This is a genomic window from Vibrio marinisediminis, assembly GCF_014050145.1.
In the GTDB taxonomy this organism is placed as follows: Bacteria; Pseudomonadota; Gammaproteobacteria; order Enterobacterales; family Vibrionaceae; genus Vibrio; species Vibrio marinisediminis.
This window is the reverse complement of the sequence record NZ_JACFYF010000005.1, coordinates 191989-212840: the sequence shown is the minus strand read 5'-3', so window position 1 is coordinate 212840 and position 20852 is coordinate 191989. Positions and strand designations below refer to the sequence as shown.

The following is a 20852-nucleotide window of genomic DNA, read 5'->3' as shown; positions in this document are numbered from 1 at the left end:
CAATGGCGGCTAAGGTCGCCATTTCTAGCTTGATGTAGTAGGCAATGTCGAATCAGAAAGGTTTTACCTTATTAGAAGTGCTGTTAGTGGTGGCACTGCTTTCCGTGACAGTGACTGTCGTGGTCTTTTCGTTGCCAAATAATCAGCGTGATGAGGCGAACTTACAAGCGCGATCATTGTGGCTTCGCTTGCAGCTGCTTAATGAAGAAGCACTATTGAGTGGGCGCGACTTTGGCTTACGTATCGATGAAGAAAAGTCGACTTACTATTTGCAGCAGCTCGATGAAGAGGGCTGGAAGCCATTGAAATTGGAGCGCATACCTTACCAAACAAAGTTCAAAGAGGGGGTGGCGGCGACCTTCAGTTTAGGCGGCTCTATTTGGCAAGATAAAGAGCGACTATTTAACCCATCATCGCTATTTGATGAAGAGATGTTTGCCGAATTTGAACAGCAAAAAGTATTGCCTCAGCCACAAGTGTTTTTTATGTCGAGTGGTGAGATAACCCCATTTTCTATTGCAATTTATCCGAGCGGTGCGGATATAGAGCAATCGGCTTGGCAGGTAGTTGCAAAAGAAAATGGTCAAATTATTTTACTCGCGCCGGGAGAGCAAGATGAGGCGCAGTGAACGAGGGTTAACCTTACTGGAAGTGCTGGTGGCATTAGCTATTTTTGCCATGTCATCGATGGCGTTAATGCGCTCGGTTGGGCAACACATTAATACCTTAACCTTGATGGAAGAGAAGACCTTTGCCGCGATGGTCGCAGACAATCAAATGGCGAAAGTGATGTTAGATCCGAAAGGGTTAAAGAAACAGTCAGGTAAAGACAACCTTGCTGATAGAGATTGGTATTGGACAATTACACCTGTCTCAACCCAAGAAGGGTTGATTCGCGCATTTGATGTCGAGGTAGCACGAGAGGCGAGAGGCGCAGCCATCGTAACGGTGAGAAGTTATGTTGCCAAATAAGTCGACAGCATTGCGTTTGAAAACACGGGCAGGATTTACCTTAATTGAAGTGCTGATCGCGATGGCGATTTTTGCCTTTATGGCGATTGGTGCACAACAGGTGCTCAACCAAATATATCGCAGTAACGATATCTCTCAGCAGCGCAGTGAGCGGATGAAAACCTTGCAACGTGCGCTGGTGTTTATGGACAACGACTTTCGCCAAATGGCATTGCGCCAAATGCGCACCAATGGTGAAGAGCCCAGTAAAAAGTTGATTGAGTGGCAAAATAACCTTCTGGATTCTGATATGAAAGGGGTGATGTTTGCGCGCGCAGGATGGCATAACCCAGCCCAGCAATTTCCACGTGGCGAAGTGACCAAAGTGGGCTATCGAGTTAAAGATTCGCAGTTGGAGCGAGTTTGGTGGCATTACGTTGATACACCCGTTGGGCAGCAAGGTTTGGTCATGCCATTGATTGATGGAGTGGAAGCCTTCGAAATGCGCTTTTTTGACGGTAAGCAATGGCGCGATAGTTGGAGCCAGCCAATGACGCTGCCCCAAGCGGTGCAGGTTTCTTTGACCTTTAGCGACTATGGCAAGATTGATCGGATCTACCTGACTGGCGGTGGCTCGATTGCGTTGGAGAGCAGCAATGAAGAGTAAACAACGCGGTGTCGCGCTTTTAGTGGTGTTGTTGCTATTGGCAATGATGACCGCGGTTGCAGCTACCATGTCGGAACGATTATTTGGACAGTTTAAGCGCTCTGCCAATCAAATCAATTACCAGCAAGCCTACTGGTATAGCATTGGTGCAGAAGCATTAGCGATTGAAGGTATTGAGCAGAGCTATAAAGATAACGACACCATCAATCTTTCTCAGCCATGGGCTTTGGAAGAGCAAAATTTCCCACTGGATTATGGCACCTTAACGGGCCGGTTAGTGGACCGCCAAGCGTGCTTTAATCTAAATGCATTGGTGGAGGTGAAGGCGGGGAGTAATGGGCAAAATGCGCCTTATTTGGTCACGGTATTGCAAGATCTCCTCTCTGCACTCGATGTGGATGATTATGTCACCGAAATTGTGGCTCACTCCGCATGGGAATTTGTTGATACGAACACCACAGTTAACTCAGTGACCGGCGTTGAAGACAGTACCTATGAGGCGATGTCACCAGATTACATGACCGCCAATAGTGTGCTGGCTGATGAGAGTGAGTTCCGCGCGATTAATCAAGTTTCTGGAGAGGTGATGGCACAAGTACGCCCCTTTCTATGCGCGATACCCACATCGGAGTTTCGACTCAATATTAATACGGTGATGCCTGAGCAGGCTGCGCTTATTTCTGCCATGTTTGGCAACCAGCTCAGTGTGAGTGATGCCCAGCAGTTATTGGAAGATCGCCCATTTGAGGGTTGGAGCAGCGTCGATCAGTTTTTGTCTGAATCACCGCTGGCAGCCCTGAACGATGCGATAAAGAAACAGGTTAAAGCTTATCTCAGTGTGGATAGCGCTTATTTTGAATTGGATGCACAAGTAGTCGTTGGCGAATCTCGGGTGAGAATTCGTAGCTTACTATTTAGTGCAAATCGAGAAACTGCGACGGTCATTAGCCGTCGCTTTGGAGGAATCGGTGAGCGAGTACCTAGTCGTTCGACTGAGCAATAATCGTCAAGCTAGCCAGCAGTGGCTGGTTTGGTCTGAGAGTCAGCAAGAAGTTATCGCCAGTGGTGAACTTAGTGCCGGACAAGCTCTGGTAGAGATTGAGAGTTATGCCCAGCAGCGACCAACCATTGTCTTGCTCAATAGCGCCGATGTGCTGCTAAAACAGGTCACTATTCCGGCGGGTGGTGCAAGACAGTTTGACAGCATGTTGCCCTATCTGATTGAAGATGACGTCGCGCAAGATGTGGAAAGCCTGCACATTACTACACTCGCCAAACAAGGCGATCAGGCATTCATCGCGGCAGTGGATAAAGAGTGGCTCTCTGCAGAGTTAGCATCGTTGGCTGAGGCGGGCTTTCTAGTGACCAAAGTCATTCCAGATGCGCTGGCATTGCCTGATGTCGAGGGCATTGCGGCGGTGGAAATATCAGATCAATGGTTACTGAAAAAATCGGCTTATCAAGCCTTAACGGTTGAGTCAGATTGGTTGGCTATTGTGGCTCAATCGGATTGGGTCAAGACCGATCAGCAATGGCTAGCGTTAGAAGCGTATAGCCCGCTGCCTGCGTTATCACTAGCAGAAGGGCAAGCTTGGCAACAAGGTGAGCCTCAGTTAGTGATGCAACTATTGGCTCGCCATGCCATTGTCAGCAAAATCAACTTACTAACGGGTGGGTTTAAACCGAAATCATCCCTGCTTAAGCATTTAAAAATTTGGCAAAAATCGGCGATCGCAGCAGTTGTGTTGGTTGTGGTACTACTGGCGCAGAGCTTTATTCACACTCAACAGGCGCAGCAACAAGCGGATCTTTATCGCGCGGAAAGTGAGCGTATTTTCCGTGCGGTTTTAGCGAAGAGTAAAATTCCGACCACCAGTTATTTGAAGCGTGAACTGGAAAACGAAGCAAAACGCCTTGCTGGTGGCAGCGCTGAAGAATCCATTTTGCATTGGTTGGTGAAACTACCGGGCGCGCTCAAAAACGTGCCGAACTTTGAGATGACAGGGTTAACGTTTGATAGCAAACGTGGCGAAATTAAGTTGCAAGCACGCAGTAAAGGCTTCCAGTCGTTTGAACAGGCTCGTACGCAACTGGAACAGCAGTTTCAGGTGGAGCAAGGTCAGCTAACTAAAGCTGCTGATTTTGTCACGGGCAGTTTTGTTTTGAAATTGCAGTGAGGAGAAGATGATGAAGAGTATTTTTAGCTCGCTGCAAGCTTGGTGGTATCGCATCACGCCGCGCGAGCAGCGTTTAACGATCATAGGTAGCATTGTGTTGGGCTTTGGTTTGCTTTACTGGGCAATCTATCAACCTATCACTCAGCGTGCTGAACAAGCCCAGTTAACGCTCAATAGCGAAAAGCAGTTACTGAATTGGGTAAAAGACAAAGCGGATCAAATTGTTGAATTGAGAGGTAGTGGTGCTAAGACCATTTCGCCATTGCCATTAAACCAAGCGGTTTCATCTTCAGCCCGTCGTTTTAATATTGAATTGGTGCGCGTACAACCGCGCGGTAATGAAATGCAAGTATGGGTACAACCATTGCCGTTTAACCAACTGGTGAATTGGATTGAGTATATGCAAGCAAACCATGCGATTGACGTACTGTTTCTTGATATCGATAAAAGCACTCAAGCAGGGGTGGTTGAGGTTAAGCGTCTACAATTGACCAAAGGGTAATGGCAGTGAAGAGCAAGATATTACTGGTTGTGATTTTAGTGGTGGCATTCGTTGTCAGTGCGGTTATTCATCTTCCGATTCAGGCGGTATTGGCTCATGCTCCGTTACCTAACCAGCTAAAAATTGCCGGTGCCAGCGGTACTTTGTGGCAAGGGCAGGTTCAACAGCTGCAATGGCAACAGTATAACCTTGGTCAAGTGTCGTGGCAGTTGCAACCAACGAAATTGCTGACCGGTAACCTGCAAGCACAGGTTCGGCTAGGGCGAGGTAACCCTTGGCAGTTACGCGCTCGTGGCGTCGTGGGTTATGGTTTGCAAGGTGCGTATGCTGAAGATGTTATCGCTTCCATGCCCGCAACTCAGGTGATGAAGTTTGCGCCACCAATTCCCGTGCCATTAGATATTACAGGTCAACTTGAGTTGAGCATAGAGTCATTGCAATACGCCGCGCCATATTGTCGTTCAGGTAAAGGCAACTTGGTGTGGAATACCGATCAAATAGGCACGCCATTAGCGCCATTAGAGTTGGGACCGGTGATTGCCGATTTAAGCTGTAAGGAAAGTAATATCAAGGTCATGGGTAAGCAGCGAAGCCAACAAGTGATGAGTGAATTTTCGCTCGACTTGCAAGCGAACCACCAATATAGCGCCAAGGCTTGGTTTAACCCGCAGCCAGAGTTTCCAGATGCGTTGGCGGAGCAACTAAAATGGTTACCTACGCCTGATAACCAAGGGCGTTATCAGTTTAGTTATCGAGGTCGTTTGTAGTTCTCCAGTGTGTATGACTTTGCGAGCACTTTGCGAATAATGAAAAAGCCCCTGTTAGGGGCTTTTTGCTATCTGAGTGAGCGGGTTATTTACTTGGGAAGCTGACCTGCACTTTCAAGCCCCCTTCGCCACGGTTATTGACCACTACCGAACCGTGGTGCTGACTGACGATGCGTTTCACTATGGCTAAACCAAGTCCAGTACCCTCGCTGCCTCGCGCAGTATCACCCCGAGTGAAAGGTTCAAATAGTTTGGCTACTTGGTCTTTCTCAATTCCCGGACCATTATCTTCGATACAAATCCAGCACAGCTTGTTATCGGCGGTCATCCCCGTTGATATTTTTATCCAACCATTACCGTAACGTACCGCATTAACCACGAGATTGCTGATGGCTCGTTTAATGGCAATTGGGCTACCAAAAGCGGCTTTGAGTTGGTGCAATTCCGTCACAATCTCAACGTATTCACCATTGCCCTCAGAGTGCGCTAGGTCTTCAGCGATGTCATTGAGGTCAACCTCGGTGAAAGATTGTTTGTTCACCGGCTTTAAGTAATCCATGAACTGGCTGATGATCTCGTTACACTCTTCAGTATCACTGATAATGCCTTCCGCCAAATAACTGTCTTCTGGTGACATCATTTCCGTGGCCAATCGAATGCGTGTCAGTGGTGTACGTAAGTCATGGCTGATACCCGCCATAAGCAAGGCTCGGTCATCTTCTAAGGCTTGAATGCCTTTCGACATTTGGTTAAAGGCGCGGGTAACCGAGCGAATTTCGGTTGAGCCTTTTTCCGGTAACGGTGGAGGAATTTCACCTCGACCCACGCCTTTGGCGACTTTTTGCAATGCCAGTAGCGGGCGGTTTTGTAAACGCATAAAGAGCCAGCCACCGGCTATAATTAGCAGTGCCATCAATAAGCTATTGCGAAATAGCGGTGCAAAATCTTCTTCTTGTAGCTCCGACAGCGGGATGCGGATTAAGGATTCAGGCATCGCTTCAATATTGAGCCATAAAATATAGCTCTCTTCACCCAATGCCATGCGCACATTGGTTGGCGTGCCAAGCTCATGGCTCATCTCTTCGCTCATCAAATCAATGTTGATCGCTTGGTGGTACTGCTCGGCAATTGGGCTATCTTTGGCATGAATAGTAACGCCGAGTTGCTCCAATATTTGCCGACGCAGTGGTGCATCCATCACTAAGCCGCTGTCGCTGTTGTCGGGGTGGTCGAGCATTAAGTTGATTTCATACCCTAGAATTTTATTAAACTGCTGCAAGCTAGGAAGTAGGGCGTAATTAAACACGGCGTAGTAAGAGTAGACTTGGCTGGCAATCAGTAGAGTGACAAACAGTAGAATAGATTGAGTAAAGGAACTGCGAAAACGCATAGAGATAACCTATTGAGAGCGAGAAGACAAAGCTAGAAAAAGTGCGAGGCTAATGCTCGCACTTGTTGGTTGATTTGCTGATTACGCTTCTTTGCCATCTGGCACGAATACGTAACCTAGCCCCCACACGGTTTGGATGTAGCGCGGTTTGCTAGGGTCGACTTCTAGCATGCGACGTAGGCGAGAAATCTGCACATCGATAGAACGCTCCATCGCTGAGTATTCACGACCACGTGCCATGTTCATCAATTTATCGCGTGAGAGTGGCTCACGAGCGTTAGTCACCAATGCTTTTAGCACGGCAAACTCACCGGAGGTTAATGGCATTGCTTCATCGCCACGGTACATTTCACGTGTACCTAGGTTGAGACGAAACTCACCAAACTCAACCATAGACTCTTCGGCACTTGGTGCTCCCGGTAGTTCAGTGGTTTGGCGACGTAAAACTGCTTTAATTCGTGCCAATAATTCACGTGGATTAAACGGTTTTGGTAGGTAGTCATCCGCCCCAACTTCTAAACCGACAATACGGTCAATTTCATCGCCCTTTGCCGTGAGCATCAGAATCGGCATTTCATTGTTGGCGTTACGCAGACGGCGACAGATAGAGAGTCCATCTTCACCTGGCAGCATTAAGTCCAACACCATCAAATGGAAGTTTTCGCGCGTCAGTAGGCGATCCATTTGTTCACCATTGGCAACACTACGTACCTGAAAACCTTGCTCAGATAGGTATCGCTCTAAAAGCGCACGTAATCGAGCATCGTCATCTACTACGAGTATTTTATGATTTTCTTGCATTGAAACACCTTATTCAAAAAGCGAAGCATATACCCAAAAATGTATCACTGTTTGTCAAAGCGTGCTTGCCGAAATTGTTACTCTTTTTATCTTAAGCACTTTTTTGCCGATTCGATTTAATTACACGGCTGTGCGTTTGATAATTGTGACAGTAATCATTTATCTTCAGGGATGAGTTTTGCGACATAAGGCAAGTTGTGTAGGTGCTCTTGCCACGATAGCCCGTAGCCGATAAGCATGTCGTCATTTTCCATTTCGTAGGCAAAGAATTGTGTAAATGGAATATCAATCCGACCGGGCTTTACAAATAGGCAGGCAATCGATACTGACTGCACACCGCTCTGTTCAGCAAAAAAAGCCGCCACGCGCTTCATTGTGCCACCGGTCTCGATGGCATCATCAAGTAAGATCACGTGTGCACCGTCAATACTGACGTTTTGCTGGTAAATGATTTCAGAGTTGTTGGTACTTGAGCCAGGCGTGTGGTGGCAAGATACGTAGTCTAGTTTTACATCAAAATCGATTTTGCGGATCAGATCGGCAGTAAATAAGATCCCTCCGGGAACAACCGAGACAAATACCACCTTCTCACCATTAAAACGCTGGTTAAGGACCTGTGCAACGTGAGTGACACCTTGCTCGACTTGCTCAGTAGAGAGAACGATTTCACCAATGAAGTTATGGCGAGAGTTCTTCTTTTGGTCGCTATCATTTCGCATGTTTATTTCCTTATAAGATACAGTAACTAATTGCTATAGTGCTGCAATTACCACCCTGCTAAAAGAGAACAGATAAGGCGAAACTGTTCCGTATTTCTACTCTGTTTCGTGTGAAATTTTAGCGGGATGTTGTTTGGGATTTAGAAAAATTTACCGTTGTGAACGGCGTTATCTATTGCCTGTGAATAAAAAACAGCGACAATCAATGAATACTCGACGAGATGGACAAGTAGTGTGAAAACCAACCTGATCACCCGTGAAGGCTTTGACCGCCTCAAGCAAGAACTCGATTTCTTGTGGAAAGAAGATCGCCCCGAAGTGACCAAGAAAGTGACCTGGGCGGCGAGTTTGGGCGACCGCAGTGAAAATGCGGATTACCAATACAATAAAAAACGCCTACGTGAAATAGACCGTCGTGTGCGCTATTTGCGTAAACGTTTAGAGCAAGTGACTGTGGTTGATTACTCTCCCCAGCAAGAAGGCAAAGTGTTCTTTGGTGCATGGGTCGAGATTGAAAATGAACAAGGCGACATCAAGTCATTTCGCATCGTCGGTCCTGATGAAATCTACGGTGGCGCGAAAAACTACATCTCTATCGATTCGCCGATGGCACGCGCATTGTTGAAAAAAGAAGTCGATGACGAATTTTCAGTAAAGACGCCGGAAGGTTACAAAGAGTGGTTTATTAACGTGATTCGTTACCACGATTAACCTCGGACCACCGTTCGTTAGGGTAGTTTTTCTCAATTCCACCCTCATATACTTATTAATTCCCCCAAAGAGATTGCACGGATGAGCCAAGCTATCTGCAAATTAATCGCTCAGGAGCTGAATGTTCGCTCTGAGCAAGTGATTGCCGCTGTTAACTTAATTGATGATGGCAATACCGTCCCTTTTATTGCACGTTACCGTAAAGAGGTGACGGGTGGACTAGATGATACCCAACTGCGTAACTTAGATAGCCGTTTAGCTTATTTACGCGAATTGGACGACCGTCGCCAAACCATTCTTAAATCCATTAAAGAGCAAGGCAAACTAAGCGCAGAGCTGGAGCAAGAGATCCAACAAGCTGACAGCAAAACGCGTTTGGAAGATCTGTATTTGCCATACAAACCTAAGCGCCGCACTAAAGGGCAAATTGCGATTGAAGCGGGTTTAGAGCCATTGGCTGATAAGCTCTGGAATGTCCCACAAACTGAGCCTGAAAGCGAAGCGGCGAAATATATTGATGCGGATAAAGGCATTGCCGACAACAAAGCGGCACTCGACGGCGCCCGTGCGATCATTATGGAACGCATCGCGGAAGACGCGAACTTGCTGGAAAAGATTCGTAATCACTTAAACCGACATGCTCAGTTGGGCTCTCGTGTGGTGGCAGGACAAGAGCAAGCGGGTGAGAAATTTAAAGATTACTTTGCGCATGATGAAGCGTTAAGCAAGGTGCCATCACACCGTGCATTGGCGATGCTGCGCGGACGTAATGAAGGCTTCCTAACCCTTTCAATGAATGCGGATCCTGAGCAAGAAGAAGGCGTACGCCAGTCTTATTGCGAAACCTTGATTGCTGACCACTATGGCATTTCACTTAGCCAAGCTCCAGCTGATGCATGGCGTAAGCAAGTGATCAGTTGGGCATGGCGCATTAAAGTGTCGATGCACATGGAAACTGAATTGATGGGCGCAATGAAAGAGCGTGCTGAAATCGAAGCGATTGAAGTGTTTGCGACCAACCTAAAAGACTTACTGATGGCTGCACCGGCAGGTCCGCGTGCAACGTTAGGATTGGACCCAGGTTTACGTACTGGCTCTAAGATTGCGATTGTCGATTCAACGGGTAAGCTATTGGCAACCGAAACCATTTACCCACACCCTCCACAAAAGCAGTATGACAAGTCTGCGCATGTGGTTGAGCAACTGGTGCGTAAATACAACGTTGATTTGATTGCGATTGGTAATGGTACCGCTTCACGCGAGACCGACAGTTTTGTCGCCGATGTAATTCAGCGCGGTAACCTAAAAGCCCAAAAAATTATCGTCAGTGAAGCGGGAGCATCGGTTTATTCGGCTTCTGAATTGGCTGCCAATGAGTTCCCGAACCTCGACGTATCACTACGTGGTGCCGTGTCGATTGCTCGTCGCCTGCAAGATCCACTGGCAGAGTTAGTGAAGATTGACCCGAAAGCGATTGGTGTGGGTCAATACCAACATGACGTGAGCCAATCTATGTTGGCTAAACGTCTTGATGCGGTTGTGGAAGACTGTGTAAACGCCGTGGGTGTTGATGTGAATACCGCTTCGGCAGCCTTGCTGACTCGCGTGGCAGGTTTGTCGACCACTTTGGCGCAAAACATTGTTAGTTTCCGTGATGAGAATGGTCGTTTTGAAAGCCGCACTACGTTAAAGAAAGTGGCTCGCCTTGGACCTAAAGCGTTCGAACAGTGTGCCGGTTTCCTACGTATTATGGATGGCAAAAACCCACTGGATGCATCGTCGGTTCACCCTGAAGCTTACCCTGTGGTGAAAAGCATTGCCGAGAAAAGTGGCAAAGCGGTCAAAGCGTTAATTGGTGATTCAAGCTTCCTGAAAGGTTTGCATGCCGTTGATTACACCAATGAAAACTTCGGTTTACCAACGGTGACTGACATTATCAAAGAGCTGGATAAGCCGGGTCGAGACCCGCGTCCTGAGTTTAAAACGGCGACGTTTGCTGATGGCGTGAATTCAGTGTCAGACTTAGAAGTGGGCATGGTGCTAGAAGGCGTAGTATCAAACGTGGCTAACTTTGGTGCTTTTGTCGACATTGGCGTACACCAAGATGGCTTAGTGCATATTTCTGCTCTAACCGATCGCTTTGTATCAGATCCACGTGAAGTGGTGAAGGCGGGTGATATCGTTAAAGTGAAAGTGATGGAAGTGGATGTGCAGCGTAAACGAATCGCCCTTTCCATGCGTTTAAATGATGAGCCAGGGCAAGATAACCGCGCGCAACGCAGTTCTGCTCCTGCTCACAATCAAGCACGCAATCAAGGGCAGAACCAAGCCCGCAGCCAAAGCCAACCGCGTAAACGTGAAGAGCCACAAAACAGTGCGATGGGTGGTGCATTTGCGGACGCGTTTGCCAAAGCAAAACGCTAACTCGCCACTCTTCATTCCGTTCTAAATAAAAAGCCCCGCTCAAATGAGTGGGGCTTTTGTTTGTCTGGTATTCACCCTTGATTTAGGGCGACTACAACACCGCAATGACCTCTGAAGGCGTATGTGGCGCCACGGCATGTCCGTAACGAAACTTAATTACGACACGGCGTTTAGCCATATTGCCTTCGGTTATCGCTGCATCGATTATGCGTTTAGGTAAACGAAACCGCATCGCGTAGCCTTTACCTTGCTGGGCGCTATAGCTGGACAGTGCCAGCAACTCAAACAAACGGTCCAAGCTATTTTGTGGCGGGTCATGTTGAGATGCGTCGATAGCGTGCTCATCATCGGTGCCATAGTTAGGATGTTCTGAGGGGTCCCACGCCGACTCTCGCCTGCGCTTATCCTCTGAATTGATTTTGCGTTCAGCATTACTTTTGGCTAGTGCTACAGTCGCGACAATCGGCTCGCGAATTTTGTTATCTCGAGCTGTTTGCTCCGTATGCACATTAACCGATGGGGCGATAAGTGGCACGCTCACGTTTGTGGGTGACACGATCATAACCGAGACCTCCTCAGCTTCGCCCACTGACATGGCTATAAGAAATGTCAGTTGAAGTTATTATCGGCAGAAGTGGTCAAAAATTTAGCGCTTTATTCAATTTTTTGTCACTGGGTAAATCAAGCTTCTTGTTGTGTAAGGCGAGCAAATTCCGTGACTTGCTGGCAAAAGGATTCAAGCTCAGTCATGAAGGGCGCGTGAGAAGATTGGTGAAAAACAAAACTTTGGCTGTTGGGCATGAGTGACGAGACATCTTCAGCGACTTGGATTGGCACTAAGCCATCCAATCGACCATACAAACGTAGGGTCGGGGTACTAATACGGTGGAGTTGATCGCGATAATCAATATCCCCCAACAGTTGCAAGCCCGCTAATAATGATTGTTGGTTTGGTGCTGGGCGGGAAAGCACCGCGTGTTTGAGTGCTTTTAAATCTTGTCTTGCTGATGGGCTGCCCATTGCCTGTAAGGCAATAAACCGTTCGATGGTGAGCTGGAAATCTTCCATAAGCTGCGCAGTGAATGCTTTGAGTACCTTAGGTTGAATACCTCGCCATGGTTTTTGGGCGGAAAAACAGGGTGAACTCGCGACGGTAATTAAGCCATTGATGCGTTCAGGGTGATGCAAAGCAATGTGGGACGCGACTAAACCACCGAGTGACCAACCGAGCCATATCGCTTGCTTTGGTGCGTGCGCTAAGACTTGTTCTGTTAGGTTCTCAAGGGTATGAAAACTGGTGTGGTGGCTATGTCCAAAACCCGGTAAATCAACAATGTGCACGCGAAAATGCTGGCTAAGCAGTTCGGCGGTTTGCTGCCATACTGCCCCATTCATCCCCCAGCCATGCAGCAGCACAAGGTCTCGACCTTCACCACTATTTTGCCAATGTAACTCTGTTGATTGACTCTCAGTTTGTGCCACTTAATTCATCCTTTGTCTGGCTGCGCGACTTGCACTATGAATAAAACTCCCGCTTTGGACTGACTATGTTACCCCAATGGTGGCAGAAAAACAGGCAGCGACTGATTGCACATTACTGCCAGCACTGCTTGTTGCCGATTGAACCCAGAGGTTCGCAATCCTCTTTACCTTGGGTGTTGTGCCAACAATGCATAACGGCCATGGCGCAACCTCGCTGTCGCCATTGTGGATTGCGCAATCAGGTTGACGTGGACCATTGTGGTCAATGCCTTACCCACCCACCGCTTTGGCGAAAACTCTATTGTGTGGGGGATTACCAGCCTCCGCTTTCTCGCTATGTTCATCAGCTCAAGTTTTCGCAACAGCTTCATCAAGCTGACTTGTTGGCTCAGTTATTAGTCGACAAAGTGGATGGCAAAGTTGATGCAATCACTTACGTTCCACTGCATTGGCGTCGTCAGTTATGGCGGGGATTTAACCAAAGCGAATGGTTGGCTCTCGCTGTGGCAAAACGGCTTAACATTCCTTGTGTACCCATGTTTCGGCGCACTCGCGCTACGCAAGCACAACTTGGAATGGATAGGCGAGATCGACAGAAGAATCTGCGTCACGCGTTTCATCTTAATGGGATCCAAAGCTACGAAGCGATAGCCATTGTTGATGACGTAGTGACAACAGGAAGTACCGTCCAGCAATTATGCAAATTACTGCTTGATGCGGGAACGAAAAGCGTTGATATTTATTGTATTTGCCGAACTCCTGAACCCGATGGCGAGCGATAAGCTTATGATTTCGCCTTAAAGGACTAGATCTGAAAATTTTCAGGAGTAGAATGGTGATCAAATATCCTACAATTTTACTCAGGTATTCGTCGTGTCAAATACAATTACTATTAGTCAAAGCGCTCAAGAACACTTTGCTAAGCTGCTAGCTCAGCAGCCGGAAGGCACCAACATTCGCGTGTTTGTTGTCAATCCAGGTACTCAAAATGCAGAGTGTGGCGTTTCTTACTGCCCACCAGAAGCCGTTGAAGCTACTGATACAGAGTTAAAATTCGAAGTTCTATCTGCTTATGTTGATGAGCTGAGCTTACCTTTCCTAGAAGACGCAGAAATTGATTATGTGACGGATAAGATGGGCGCCCAGTTAACGCTTAAAGCACCAAATGCGAAAATGCGTAAAGTGTCAGACGATGCGCCGTTGGTAGAACGTGTAGAGTATGTGATTCAAACTCAAGTAAACCCTCAATTAGCTGGTCACGGTGGCCACGTTAGTTTGGTTGAAATTACCGATGCTGGTATTGCAATTGTCGCATTTGGTGGCGGTTGTAACGGTTGTTCTATGGTTGATGTCACACTAAAAGAAGGCATTGAAAAAGAGCTACTACAACAGTTCGAAGGTGAACTAACGGCGGTACGCGATGCAACAGAGCATGACCGTGGTGAGCACTCTTACTACTGATTATCATGATGCAGTATGAGTTGATTGGTTTCGAAAGGCGCTAAGTTAGCGCCTTTTTTGTTTTTTGAAAATGTACAAATTAGTGCGTTGAAAACTGGTTTAAAGTATTGTCTTCTCATATATTAAGAATCGAACGCTTAGAGAAGGAGAAATCTTGTGAGCAGAAAGACGCTACCAGAGATTCTGGCAAAGCAGACGGTGGCTAAGTCGCGACTGTTTGCCATTGAAGCGTTGGATCTACGCTTTAGTAACGGTGAAGAGCGTACTTATGAGCGTATGCGCCCAAGTGGTCGTCATGCCGTGATGATAGTGCCAGTGACTGCGCAAGGGGACTTATTACTTGTGCGTGAATACGCGGCCGGCACAGAACGCTACGAGTTGGGCTTTCCTAAGGGTTTGATCGACGAAGGTGAGAGCGCGTTAGACGCGGCAAACCGTGAACTTAAAGAAGAGATTGGATTTGGCGCCAATAATATTGTGCCACTTAAAGAGGTGGTGTTAGCCCCGTCTTATTTCTCAAGTAAAATGACGTTGTATGTTGCGCAGGATTTATACCCAGAGCAGCTTCAAGGTGATGAACCGGAGCCATTAGAGTTGGTTCGTTGGCCGCTTGCTCAAGCAGAAGAATTACTTACGCATCTCGACTTTTGCGAAGCGCGAAGTATTACCGCACTTATGTTCGCTCTTAGATACCTAAAACCATAATTGAGCGACGTGCCCAAGGAATTTGTTATGCCAATAACCCAAGACCTATCGCACCACTTACCCGCAGTGATTGATGTGGCGCGAGCTGCTGGACAGTTAATTTTAGATATTTACCAGAAAAAGCAGTACGAAGAATTTATTAAAGCCGATGAAACGCCTGTAACCAGTGCGGATTTGGCGGCGCATAAGTTTATTGTTGAGAAATTGTCCGAGCTGACGCCTGATATTCCAGTGCTTTCTGAAGAAGCGGCGGATATTAGCTTAGAGCAGCGCTCACAGTGGGATCGCTACTGGTTAGTTGACCCACTTGATGGGACGCAAGAATTCATTGCTCGTAGCGGTGATTTTGCCACGATTATTGCTCTGATTGAAAATCATCAACCCGTGATGGGCGTGGTGTATGCCCCGGTTTCGGGCGTGACCTATTATGCCTATAAAGGTAAGGGTGCATGGAAGATCCCGGATATGAGTGAGAGTGTTCGTATTACTGCTCACCAGCATCAAGGGCAACAATACCCGATTGCGATTGCAATTAGTCGACGACAAGATATCAACCGTATTACGAGCCGTATGTGCAGTGCGTGGAATTACGATTTAGTGCCATTGGGTTCTGCTGCGCTTAAAGCGTGCTTGGTAGCGGAAGGGGCAGTCGATTGTTATTTACGCCTTGGTCCCACTGGTGAATGGGATACTGCTGCGACACAATGTATTGTGGAAGAAGCGGGTGGTCGTATTTTGAGTACACAGCTAACCCCGCTGTCATATAACGAACGTGATACGTTAGAGAACCCCAACTTTATTGTGTTGGGTGATGAAGCTTTGCCGTGGAATGAAATTTTATTAGTGAAAGACTAATTAGACTTACGTGTGATGATAAAAGCCCGCTATTGCGGGCTTTTGTGCTGATGAGGCGTGATGTTAACTCCGGTAGTGCTTAAGCTTTGGAGTAGATATCTCGCTCACCCAGCCAGCGATTGATGATTGCCAACGCATTTTGTGGGTAATTGTCGTGAATATGACGCGCTATGCGCTGAACTTCAGGTACTAAGCGTTGATCTCGGACTAAATCGGCAATTTTAAAATCTGCCATGCCGGTTTGTTTGGTTCCCAGTAGCTCACCCGGTCCGCGAATCTCTAAATCACGTTGGGCAATCACAAATCCATCATTACTTTCACGTAATACGCCAAGGCGTTTTTGCGCCGTTTTAGACAGCGGCGAGTGGTAAAGTAAGACACAATGGCTGGCAACGGAGCCGCGCCCAACACGACCACGAAGCTGGTGAAGCTGTGCTAAACCGAGCCGCTCTGGGTTTTCGATGATCATCAAACTCGAATTTGGTACATCGACCCCAACTTCAATAACCGTGGTGGCAACCAACAGATGTAACTTGTTGTCTTTAAAGTCTTTCATTACCGCTTGTTTCTCAGACGATTTCATTCGCCCGTGCACCAGACCAATCTTCACCTCTGGCAAAATCCGTTGTAGTTCTTCAGCAGTATCGGCAGCCGCTTGTGCTTCCAATACTTCAGACTCATCAATTAAGGTGCATACCCAGTAAGCCTGTTTGCCTTCATTGAGGCAGGCATTGCGGACTCGCTCGATTATGTCGCTGCGCTTAGTATCCGGAATTGCCACGGTTTGTATCGGTGTGCGACCGGGTGGCAATTCGTCAATCACTGAGGTTTCCAAATCGGCATAAGCGGTCATGGCTAAGGTGCGCGGAATCGGCGTTGCTGTCATGATCAATTGGTGTGGGAAGCTACCTTGTTTCTCACCTTTAGCGCGCAGCTCTAATCGCTGGTGGACACCAAAACGATGCTGCTCATCAATGATAACCAAAGCGAGGTTGTGAAACGCCACATGTTCTTGAAAAAGGGCATGAGTACCGACCACCATTTGCGCTTCGCCACTTTGGATTCGTGCTAATTCCGTCTCTTTGGCTTTGCCTTTGAGCTTGCCAGCCAGCCAGCCAACTTGGATCCCCATACTCTCAAACCAACTGGCAAAGTTGATTGCGTGTTGTTCAGCAAGCAGTTCGGTGGGTGCCATCAACGCCACTTGGTAGCCATGTTCAATTGCCCGCAGAGCGGCTAATGCGGCAACCAGAGTTTTCCCTGAACCGACATCGCCTTGCACCAGGCGCATCATTGGGTGAGGCTTAGCAAGATCTTGTTCGATTTCATTCACCACACGCGTCTGCGCATTGGTTGGTGAGAAGGGTAATTGCGCTAAGAGCTGCTGCTTGAACTTGTCACTCTGCGCTAATGGAATGGCGACATCTTGTTGCCCTTTACTGCGTACCGCCAGCATTGAAAGATTCTGTGCCAGCAACTCTTCCATAATCAAGCGAACTTGAGCGGGGTGTTTGCCCTCATCAAACTGGCTTAAATCGATATTGGGTGGCGGACGGTGAATGGTGTGCAGTGCCTGTGCCAGCGTCGTTTGCTGCGGGTAGAGCCCATTAGGTAACAGTTCTTGTACGGCGGCTTTGTCGAGTAATGCCAATGCTTGGTCGGTTAAGCTGCGTAAGGTGAGTTGGCGTAACCCTTCTGTGGTTGGGTAAACTGGGGTTAAACTTGGCTCGACATCAGTTGGCTGGTTGGCAGCATAGAATTTGTAGTCCGGGTGGATGATCTCCAAGCCATAGTTGCCACGCTTAATTTCACCATACGCGTGCACAGTTTTGCCTTCCACAAAGTTGTTCTTCATTGCCGCAGTAAAATTAAAGAACCGCAAAGTCAGCGTGCCATTACCATCACTGATTTTAACCGCCAGCATTTTTCGCTTACCAAATAGGGTATCAACGCTCATTACGTTGCCTTGTACAGCCGCCCAAAGACCAGCATGCAATTTGACTATAGGGTAAACACGAGTGCGATCTTCATAGCGTAGCGGAAGGTGAAACAGCAAGTCTTGTACACTGCTGAGTCCGACTTTCTCCAGTTTCTCAGCCACTTTAGCGCCTACGCCACTGAGTGACGTTAGAGGAATAGCAGAAAGAAGTTGGGACATAACACGAAGCTCATTAACTAAGATAGAGATAGTTAACCATCTAGCTGTGTTTTTGTACAGGCTAATTTAGTGTGAATAGTTGAGGCTGACTTCAAGGTTGCTAATTGGCTCAAATCGAGCCTAGCTAAGGGAATAACTTGTCGCTGCAAGTGGCGAGTCGTGGGATGACTCGCCAGAGGTGTTTAGGCTTTTTGCATCTCTGCCCACCAAGCTTCATCCGCGACAATTTGCCCTTCATCATCCAGTGGTGGATAAGGCATTTTTTTACGCTTAGCAACTTTTGCTAGCACGGGGTGACCGCGTTCAAATAGGGTGCGATGAATAACGTCTTCCGCCAGAGGGCTTACGTCGTTGTCATACATGCCAGCTTCTTGTCTTTGACGCTGAGCTTCATAAAGAATAATCGCGCTGGCGACAGAGACATTCAGTGATTGAACCATGCCCATCATAGGAATGATGATGTCTTGGTCGGCGAGTTTTTTTGCCTGTTCTGAGGCACCGGTTTTTTCGCTACCCAAGATAATGGCGGTTGGTTTGGTGTAGTCGATGGTGCGGAAATCCACCGCCGTGTCAGACAGGTTGGTGACCAGCACTTGCATACCTTGCGCTTTTAATTCGCTGATTGCGTCTTCAATATTGGTGTGGTTGTCGACTTCAACCCAGTTGCGAGCACCGGCAGAGGTGTGCGTAAGTGTGCGCATTTTGTTTGGCCAAATCGCATGAATTTTATGTAACCCGGTCGCATCTGCGGTGCGAATGACGGCGGAAACATTATTTGGTTTGTGTACTTCTTCAAGGCATAGCGTTAAATCAATTTGACGCGCTTTCAGTACTTGTTGGATTCGTTGGTAGCGTTCTAAGTTCATAACAGTCGTAATAAAAATAAGGCCCTTGAAACAGAGTTTTCCAAGGGCCAGAGTTTAAGAATTCAGTGTTAGTGCTTACGTCTAAAGACTTTTAGCGTATGTGGCATCGCTTTGATGCGGCGCATGATGCTCGCCAAATGGACGCGATCTTTTGTCGTTAGCATGACCAGTACCGTATACAAACGCCCATCACGCTCTTTGGTGGTGAGACCATGAATGTTTGAACCGGTTTTCGAGATAACATTGGTCAGTTCTGCCAATGCACCTTGACGGTTTTGAACATCAACACGCAATTCTGCGATGAATTCTTGATCGTAATCTTCAGACCAAGCAACCGCCATATACTTCTCAGGCTCTCTTTGGTAACCACGTACGTTTGGACAAGTTTCGCGGTGAACCACTAAACCTCGACCTGGAGAAACGTGCGCGATGATGTGGTCATCTGGAATTGGATGACAACAGTTAGCAAAGGTCAGCAAGATGCCTTCGGCACCACGGATCGGTAACTTTCTGCTTGAATCGCTTGGGATTGAGCTTGTTGTGGTGAGTTCATCGGTATCACCCAATAGACGGCGGGCAATCACAATGCTCATCAGTTCGCCTAAACCAATCGCAGCCAGCAAATCATCAATATTGTCTAAACGAAGATCGGTCAGCACTTCCTGAATATTTTCAGGGTAGATTGAATCGATGTTGTGACGACCTAAAGCGTGATTCAGCAGGCGGCGTCCAAGAGTAATCGACTCTTCACGGCGCATGGTTTTCAACACTTGGCGGATCTTAGTGCGAGCACGCGAGGTGACCACATAGTTTAGCCATGCCGCATTTGGGCGGGCACCTGGTGCTGAAATAATCTCAATCGTTTGACCGTTTTTCAGTGATTTACTGAGTGGGTATGGATTGCGATCAACACGCGCGCCAACACAAGCGTTACCAACATCAGTATGCACTGCGTAAGCAAAGTCTACCGCAGTTGCGCCGAGTGGCAGCTCAACGATGCGACCTTTTGGCGTAAAGACGTAAATCTCATCTGGGAACAGATCGGATTTTACGTTCTCGATAAATTCAAATGAGTTACCCGCACTTTGCTGTAGCTCAAGTAGGCTTTGCATCCAGCGCTGAGCTTTCACTTGCGCGGTGGTGCCTGTGCGATCGCCACTGCCTTTGTAAATCCAGTGCGCGGCAACACCTTTATCCGCCATTTGATCCATATCTTCAGTACGGATCTGCACCTCAACCGGTACGCCGTGAGGGCCGACCATTGAGGTATGGATGGATTGATAGCCGTTCGCTTTTGGTACCGCGATGTAATCTTTCATGCGACCAGGGCGAGGCTTATAAAGACTGTGCACTTGGCCAAGTACGCGATAACAAGTATCTGCCGAGTCAACGATGACACGGAATGCGTAAATGTCCATGATGGTGTGGAAGCGCTGTTCTTTGGTTTTCATCTTGTTATAGATGGAGAACAGGTTTTTCTCACGACCGACCACACGAGCTTTAAGACCAACGTCTTCCAAACGACCTTCAATCTCGCCGTGGATACGTTGAATCATCTCTTTACGGTTACCACGAGCCGCTTTAACCACTTCTTTTAATACGCGGTAGCGGTTTGGATAGAGGGCTTCAAAGCCAAGCTCTTCCAACTCGGTCTTGATATTGTGGATACCAAGGCGGTGAGCAAGAGGTGAGTAAATCTCAAGAGTTTCGCGGGCAATGCGGCGCTTTTTGTCAGGGCGTAGAGCACCCAGCGTGCGCATGTTGTGTGTACGGTCAGCAAGCTTGATCAGAATAACGCGAATGTCTTGCACCATGGCAAGGACCATTTTACGGAAGTTCTCAGCTTGTGCTTCTTTGCGATCACGAAATTTAAGCTTATCCAGCTTAGAGACACCGTCCACCAATTCAGCCACAGTTGAGCCAAATTGTTCTTCAAGATCTTCTTTGCTGACATCGCAATCTTCGATGACATCATGCAGCAGTGCAGCTTGAAGGGTTTCAATATCAAGGCGCATTTCAGCCAAGATACGTGAAACAGCAACAGGGTGGATGATATAAGGTTCCCCGGTTGAACGGGTCTGCCCTTCATGGGCACGTTTCGCTACCACATAAGATTGACGCAGAGCCTCAATTTGAGGCTCTGTTAAGTATTCTTGGGCAACGTCTTTGAGGCTATCGAATAGATACAAACTTTAGGCCTAGAAGATAGTTGTAGA

The 20852-nt window shown here is 47.6% G+C and carries 21 protein-coding genes; 13 read left to right on the top strand and 8 right to left on the bottom strand.

The window, feature by feature from the left end; genetic code table 11:
* Nucleotides 1-44 precede the first annotated feature (44 nt).
* From gspH to H2O73_RS10970, 7 genes are read left to right on the top strand one after another with little or no spacing between them, the layout of a single operon-like run.
* Nucleotides 45-629 carry a type II secretion system minor pseudopilin GspH gene (gene gspH / locus H2O73_RS11000; protein WP_182108891.1) on the top strand — a complete coding sequence of 195 codons (585 nt, stop codon included), beginning with the start codon at nucleotides 45-47 and terminating at the stop codon, nucleotides 627-629.
* Nucleotides 616-972 carry a type II secretion system minor pseudopilin GspI gene (gene gspI, locus H2O73_RS10995; protein ID WP_182108890.1) on the top strand — a complete coding sequence of 119 codons (357 nt, stop codon included), beginning with the start codon at nucleotides 616-618 and terminating at the stop codon, nucleotides 970-972. The genes gspH and gspI overlap by 14 nt, the downstream gene beginning before the upstream one ends.
* Nucleotides 959-1618, top strand: a complete 660-nt coding sequence (gene gspJ, locus H2O73_RS10990) for a type II secretion system minor pseudopilin GspJ (RefSeq protein WP_182108889.1) — start codon at nucleotides 959-961, stop codon at nucleotides 1616-1618. The genes gspI and gspJ overlap by 14 nt, the downstream gene beginning before the upstream one ends.
* Nucleotides 1608-2621: a type II secretion system minor pseudopilin GspK gene (gene gspK / locus H2O73_RS10985; RefSeq protein ID WP_182108888.1), complete on the top strand. Its 1014-nt coding sequence runs from the start codon at nucleotides 1608-1610 to the stop codon at nucleotides 2619-2621. The genes gspJ and gspK overlap by 11 nt, the downstream gene beginning before the upstream one ends.
* Nucleotides 2587-3795, top strand: a complete 1209-nt coding sequence (gspL, locus tag H2O73_RS10980; RefSeq protein ID WP_182108887.1) for a type II secretion system protein GspL — start codon at nucleotides 2587-2589, stop codon at nucleotides 3793-3795. Before gspK ends, gspL begins: the two co-directional genes overlap by 35 nt.
* Nucleotides 3796-3802: 7 nt before the next feature.
* Nucleotides 3803-4297, top strand: coding sequence for a type II secretion system protein M (locus H2O73_RS10975; RefSeq protein WP_438696054.1), 495 nt, complete (start codon nucleotides 3803-3805; stop codon nucleotides 4295-4297).
* On the top strand, nucleotides 4297-5064 hold the full coding sequence (locus tag H2O73_RS10970) for a type II secretion system protein N (RefSeq protein WP_220457553.1): 768 nt from the start codon (nucleotides 4297-4299) through the stop codon (nucleotides 5062-5064). The genes H2O73_RS10975 and H2O73_RS10970 overlap by 1 nt, the downstream gene beginning before the upstream one ends.
* Before the next feature lie 85 nt (nucleotides 5065-5149).
* On the opposite strand, the gene envZ is transcribed toward H2O73_RS10970, so the two are convergent.
* The 3 genes from envZ to H2O73_RS10955 form a co-directional block, all read right to left on the bottom strand.
* A complete protein-coding gene (gene envZ, locus H2O73_RS10965; RefSeq protein ID WP_182108884.1) occupies nucleotides 5150-6454 on the bottom strand; it encodes a two-component system sensor histidine kinase EnvZ in 1305 nt (434 codons plus the stop codon).
* Between the two features lie 81 nt (nucleotides 6455-6535).
* A complete protein-coding gene (gene ompR / locus H2O73_RS10960; protein ID WP_182108883.1) occupies nucleotides 6536-7255 on the bottom strand; it encodes an osmolarity response regulator transcription factor OmpR in 720 nt (239 codons plus the stop codon).
* Between the two features lie 155 nt (nucleotides 7256-7410).
* The gene (locus H2O73_RS10955; RefSeq protein WP_182108882.1) at nucleotides 7411-7974 is read right to left on the bottom strand and encodes a phosphoribosyltransferase; all 564 of its coding nucleotides are present in this window, start codon (nucleotides 7972-7974) and stop codon (nucleotides 7411-7413) included.
* A gap of 234 nt (nucleotides 7975-8208) precedes the next feature.
* Between H2O73_RS10955 and greB the strand changes: the two genes are divergently transcribed.
* Both greB and H2O73_RS10945 read left to right on the top strand, forming a co-directional pair.
* A complete protein-coding gene (gene greB / locus H2O73_RS10950; RefSeq protein ID WP_182108881.1) occupies nucleotides 8209-8685 on the top strand; it encodes a transcription elongation factor GreB in 477 nt (158 codons plus the stop codon).
* 81 nt (nucleotides 8686-8766) lie between these two features.
* Entirely contained in the window at nucleotides 8767-11109 is a 2343-nt protein-coding gene (locus H2O73_RS10945; RefSeq protein ID WP_182108880.1) for a Tex family protein, read from the top strand.
* A 91-nt stretch (nucleotides 11110-11200) separates the two neighbouring features.
* Here H2O73_RS10945 and H2O73_RS10940 read toward each other — a convergent pair whose 3' ends face one another.
* Together H2O73_RS10940 and bioH are read right to left on the bottom strand one after the other, a co-directional pair.
* Nucleotides 11201-11671, bottom strand: coding sequence for an ATP-dependent Lon protease (locus tag H2O73_RS10940; RefSeq protein WP_182108879.1), 471 nt, complete (start codon nucleotides 11669-11671; stop codon nucleotides 11201-11203).
* Between the two features lie 119 nt (nucleotides 11672-11790).
* On the bottom strand, nucleotides 11791-12591 hold the full coding sequence (gene bioH, locus H2O73_RS10935) for a pimeloyl-ACP methyl ester esterase BioH (RefSeq protein ID WP_182108878.1): 801 nt from the start codon (nucleotides 12589-12591) through the stop codon (nucleotides 11791-11793).
* A gap of 65 nt (nucleotides 12592-12656) precedes the next feature.
* Here bioH and H2O73_RS10930 point away from each other — a divergent pair, with 65 nt between their 5' ends.
* The 4 genes from H2O73_RS10930 to cysQ all read left to right on the top strand — a co-directional run bounded on the left by H2O73_RS10930 (nucleotide 12657) and on the right by cysQ (nucleotide 15612).
* Nucleotides 12657-13373, top strand: coding sequence for a ComF family protein (locus tag H2O73_RS10930; protein WP_182108877.1), 717 nt, complete (start codon nucleotides 12657-12659; stop codon nucleotides 13371-13373).
* 91 nt (nucleotides 13374-13464) lie between these two features.
* Nucleotides 13465-14052: a Fe-S biogenesis protein NfuA gene (nfuA, locus tag H2O73_RS10925; RefSeq protein WP_182108876.1), complete on the top strand. Its 588-nt coding sequence runs from the start codon at nucleotides 13465-13467 to the stop codon at nucleotides 14050-14052.
* Nucleotides 14053-14208: 156 nt separating this feature from the next.
* A complete protein-coding gene (gene nudE / locus H2O73_RS10920) occupies nucleotides 14209-14757 on the top strand; it encodes an ADP compounds hydrolase NudE (RefSeq protein ID WP_182108875.1) in 549 nt (182 codons plus the stop codon).
* Between the two features lie 27 nt (nucleotides 14758-14784).
* Nucleotides 14785-15612, top strand: a complete 828-nt coding sequence (gene cysQ, locus H2O73_RS10915; protein WP_182108874.1) for a 3'(2'),5'-bisphosphate nucleotidase CysQ — start codon at nucleotides 14785-14787, stop codon at nucleotides 15610-15612.
* 79 nt (nucleotides 15613-15691) lie between these two features.
* On the opposite strand, the gene recG is transcribed toward cysQ, so the two are convergent.
* The 3 genes from recG to spoT form a co-directional block, all read right to left on the bottom strand.
* Nucleotides 15692-17770, bottom strand: coding sequence for an ATP-dependent DNA helicase RecG (recG, locus tag H2O73_RS10910; protein ID WP_182108873.1), 2079 nt, complete (start codon nucleotides 17768-17770; stop codon nucleotides 15692-15694).
* 182 nt (nucleotides 17771-17952) lie between these two features.
* Nucleotides 17953-18636: a tRNA (guanosine(18)-2'-O)-methyltransferase TrmH gene (trmH, locus tag H2O73_RS10905; protein ID WP_182108872.1), complete on the bottom strand. Its 684-nt coding sequence runs from the start codon at nucleotides 18634-18636 to the stop codon at nucleotides 17953-17955.
* 68 nt (nucleotides 18637-18704) lie between these two features.
* Entirely contained in the window at nucleotides 18705-20825 is a 2121-nt protein-coding gene (gene spoT / locus H2O73_RS10900) for a bifunctional GTP diphosphokinase/guanosine-3',5'-bis pyrophosphate 3'-pyrophosphohydrolase (protein ID WP_182108871.1), read from the bottom strand.
* Between the last annotated feature and the right edge of the window lie 27 nt (nucleotides 20826-20852).

Coding starts and splice junctions, on each gene's coding strand:
- gspH (WP_182108891.1), top strand. CDS start 45: ATGTCGAATCAGAAAGGTTTTACCTTATTAGAAGTGCTGTTAGTGGTG.
- envZ (WP_182108884.1), bottom strand. CDS start 6,454: ATGCGTTTTCGCAGTTCCTTTACTCAATCTATTCTACTGTTTGTCACT.
- H2O73_RS10945 (WP_182108880.1), top strand. CDS start 8,767: ATGAGCCAAGCTATCTGCAAATTAATCGCTCAGGAGCTGAATGTTCGC.
- H2O73_RS10975 (WP_438696054.1), top strand. CDS start 3,803: ATGATGAAGAGTATTTTTAGCTCGCTGCAAGCTTGGTGGTATCGCATC.
- H2O73_RS10970 (WP_220457553.1), top strand. CDS start 4,297: ATGGCAGTGAAGAGCAAGATATTACTGGTTGTGATTTTAGTGGTGGCA.
- ompR (WP_182108883.1), bottom strand. CDS start 7,255: ATGCAAGAAAATCATAAAATACTCGTAGTAGATGACGATGCTCGATTA.
- gspK (WP_182108888.1), top strand. CDS start 1,608: ATGAAGAGTAAACAACGCGGTGTCGCGCTTTTAGTGGTGTTGTTGCTA.
- gspI (WP_182108890.1), top strand. CDS start 616: ATGAGGCGCAGTGAACGAGGGTTAACCTTACTGGAAGTGCTGGTGGCA.
- H2O73_RS10940 (WP_182108879.1), bottom strand. CDS start 11,671: ATGATCGTGTCACCCACAAACGTGAGCGTGCCACTTATCGCCCCATCG.
- H2O73_RS10930 (WP_182108877.1), top strand. CDS start 12,657: ATGTTACCCCAATGGTGGCAGAAAAACAGGCAGCGACTGATTGCACAT.
- gspJ (WP_182108889.1), top strand. CDS start 959: ATGTTGCCAAATAAGTCGACAGCATTGCGTTTGAAAACACGGGCAGGA.
- cysQ (WP_182108874.1), top strand. CDS start 14,785: ATGCCAATAACCCAAGACCTATCGCACCACTTACCCGCAGTGATTGAT.
- recG (WP_182108873.1), bottom strand. CDS start 17,770: ATGTCCCAACTTCTTTCTGCTATTCCTCTAACGTCACTCAGTGGCGTA.
- trmH (WP_182108872.1), bottom strand. CDS start 18,636: ATGAACTTAGAACGCTACCAACGAATCCAACAAGTACTGAAAGCGCGT.
- H2O73_RS10955 (WP_182108882.1), bottom strand. CDS start 7,974: ATGCGAAATGATAGCGACCAAAAGAAGAACTCTCGCCATAACTTCATT.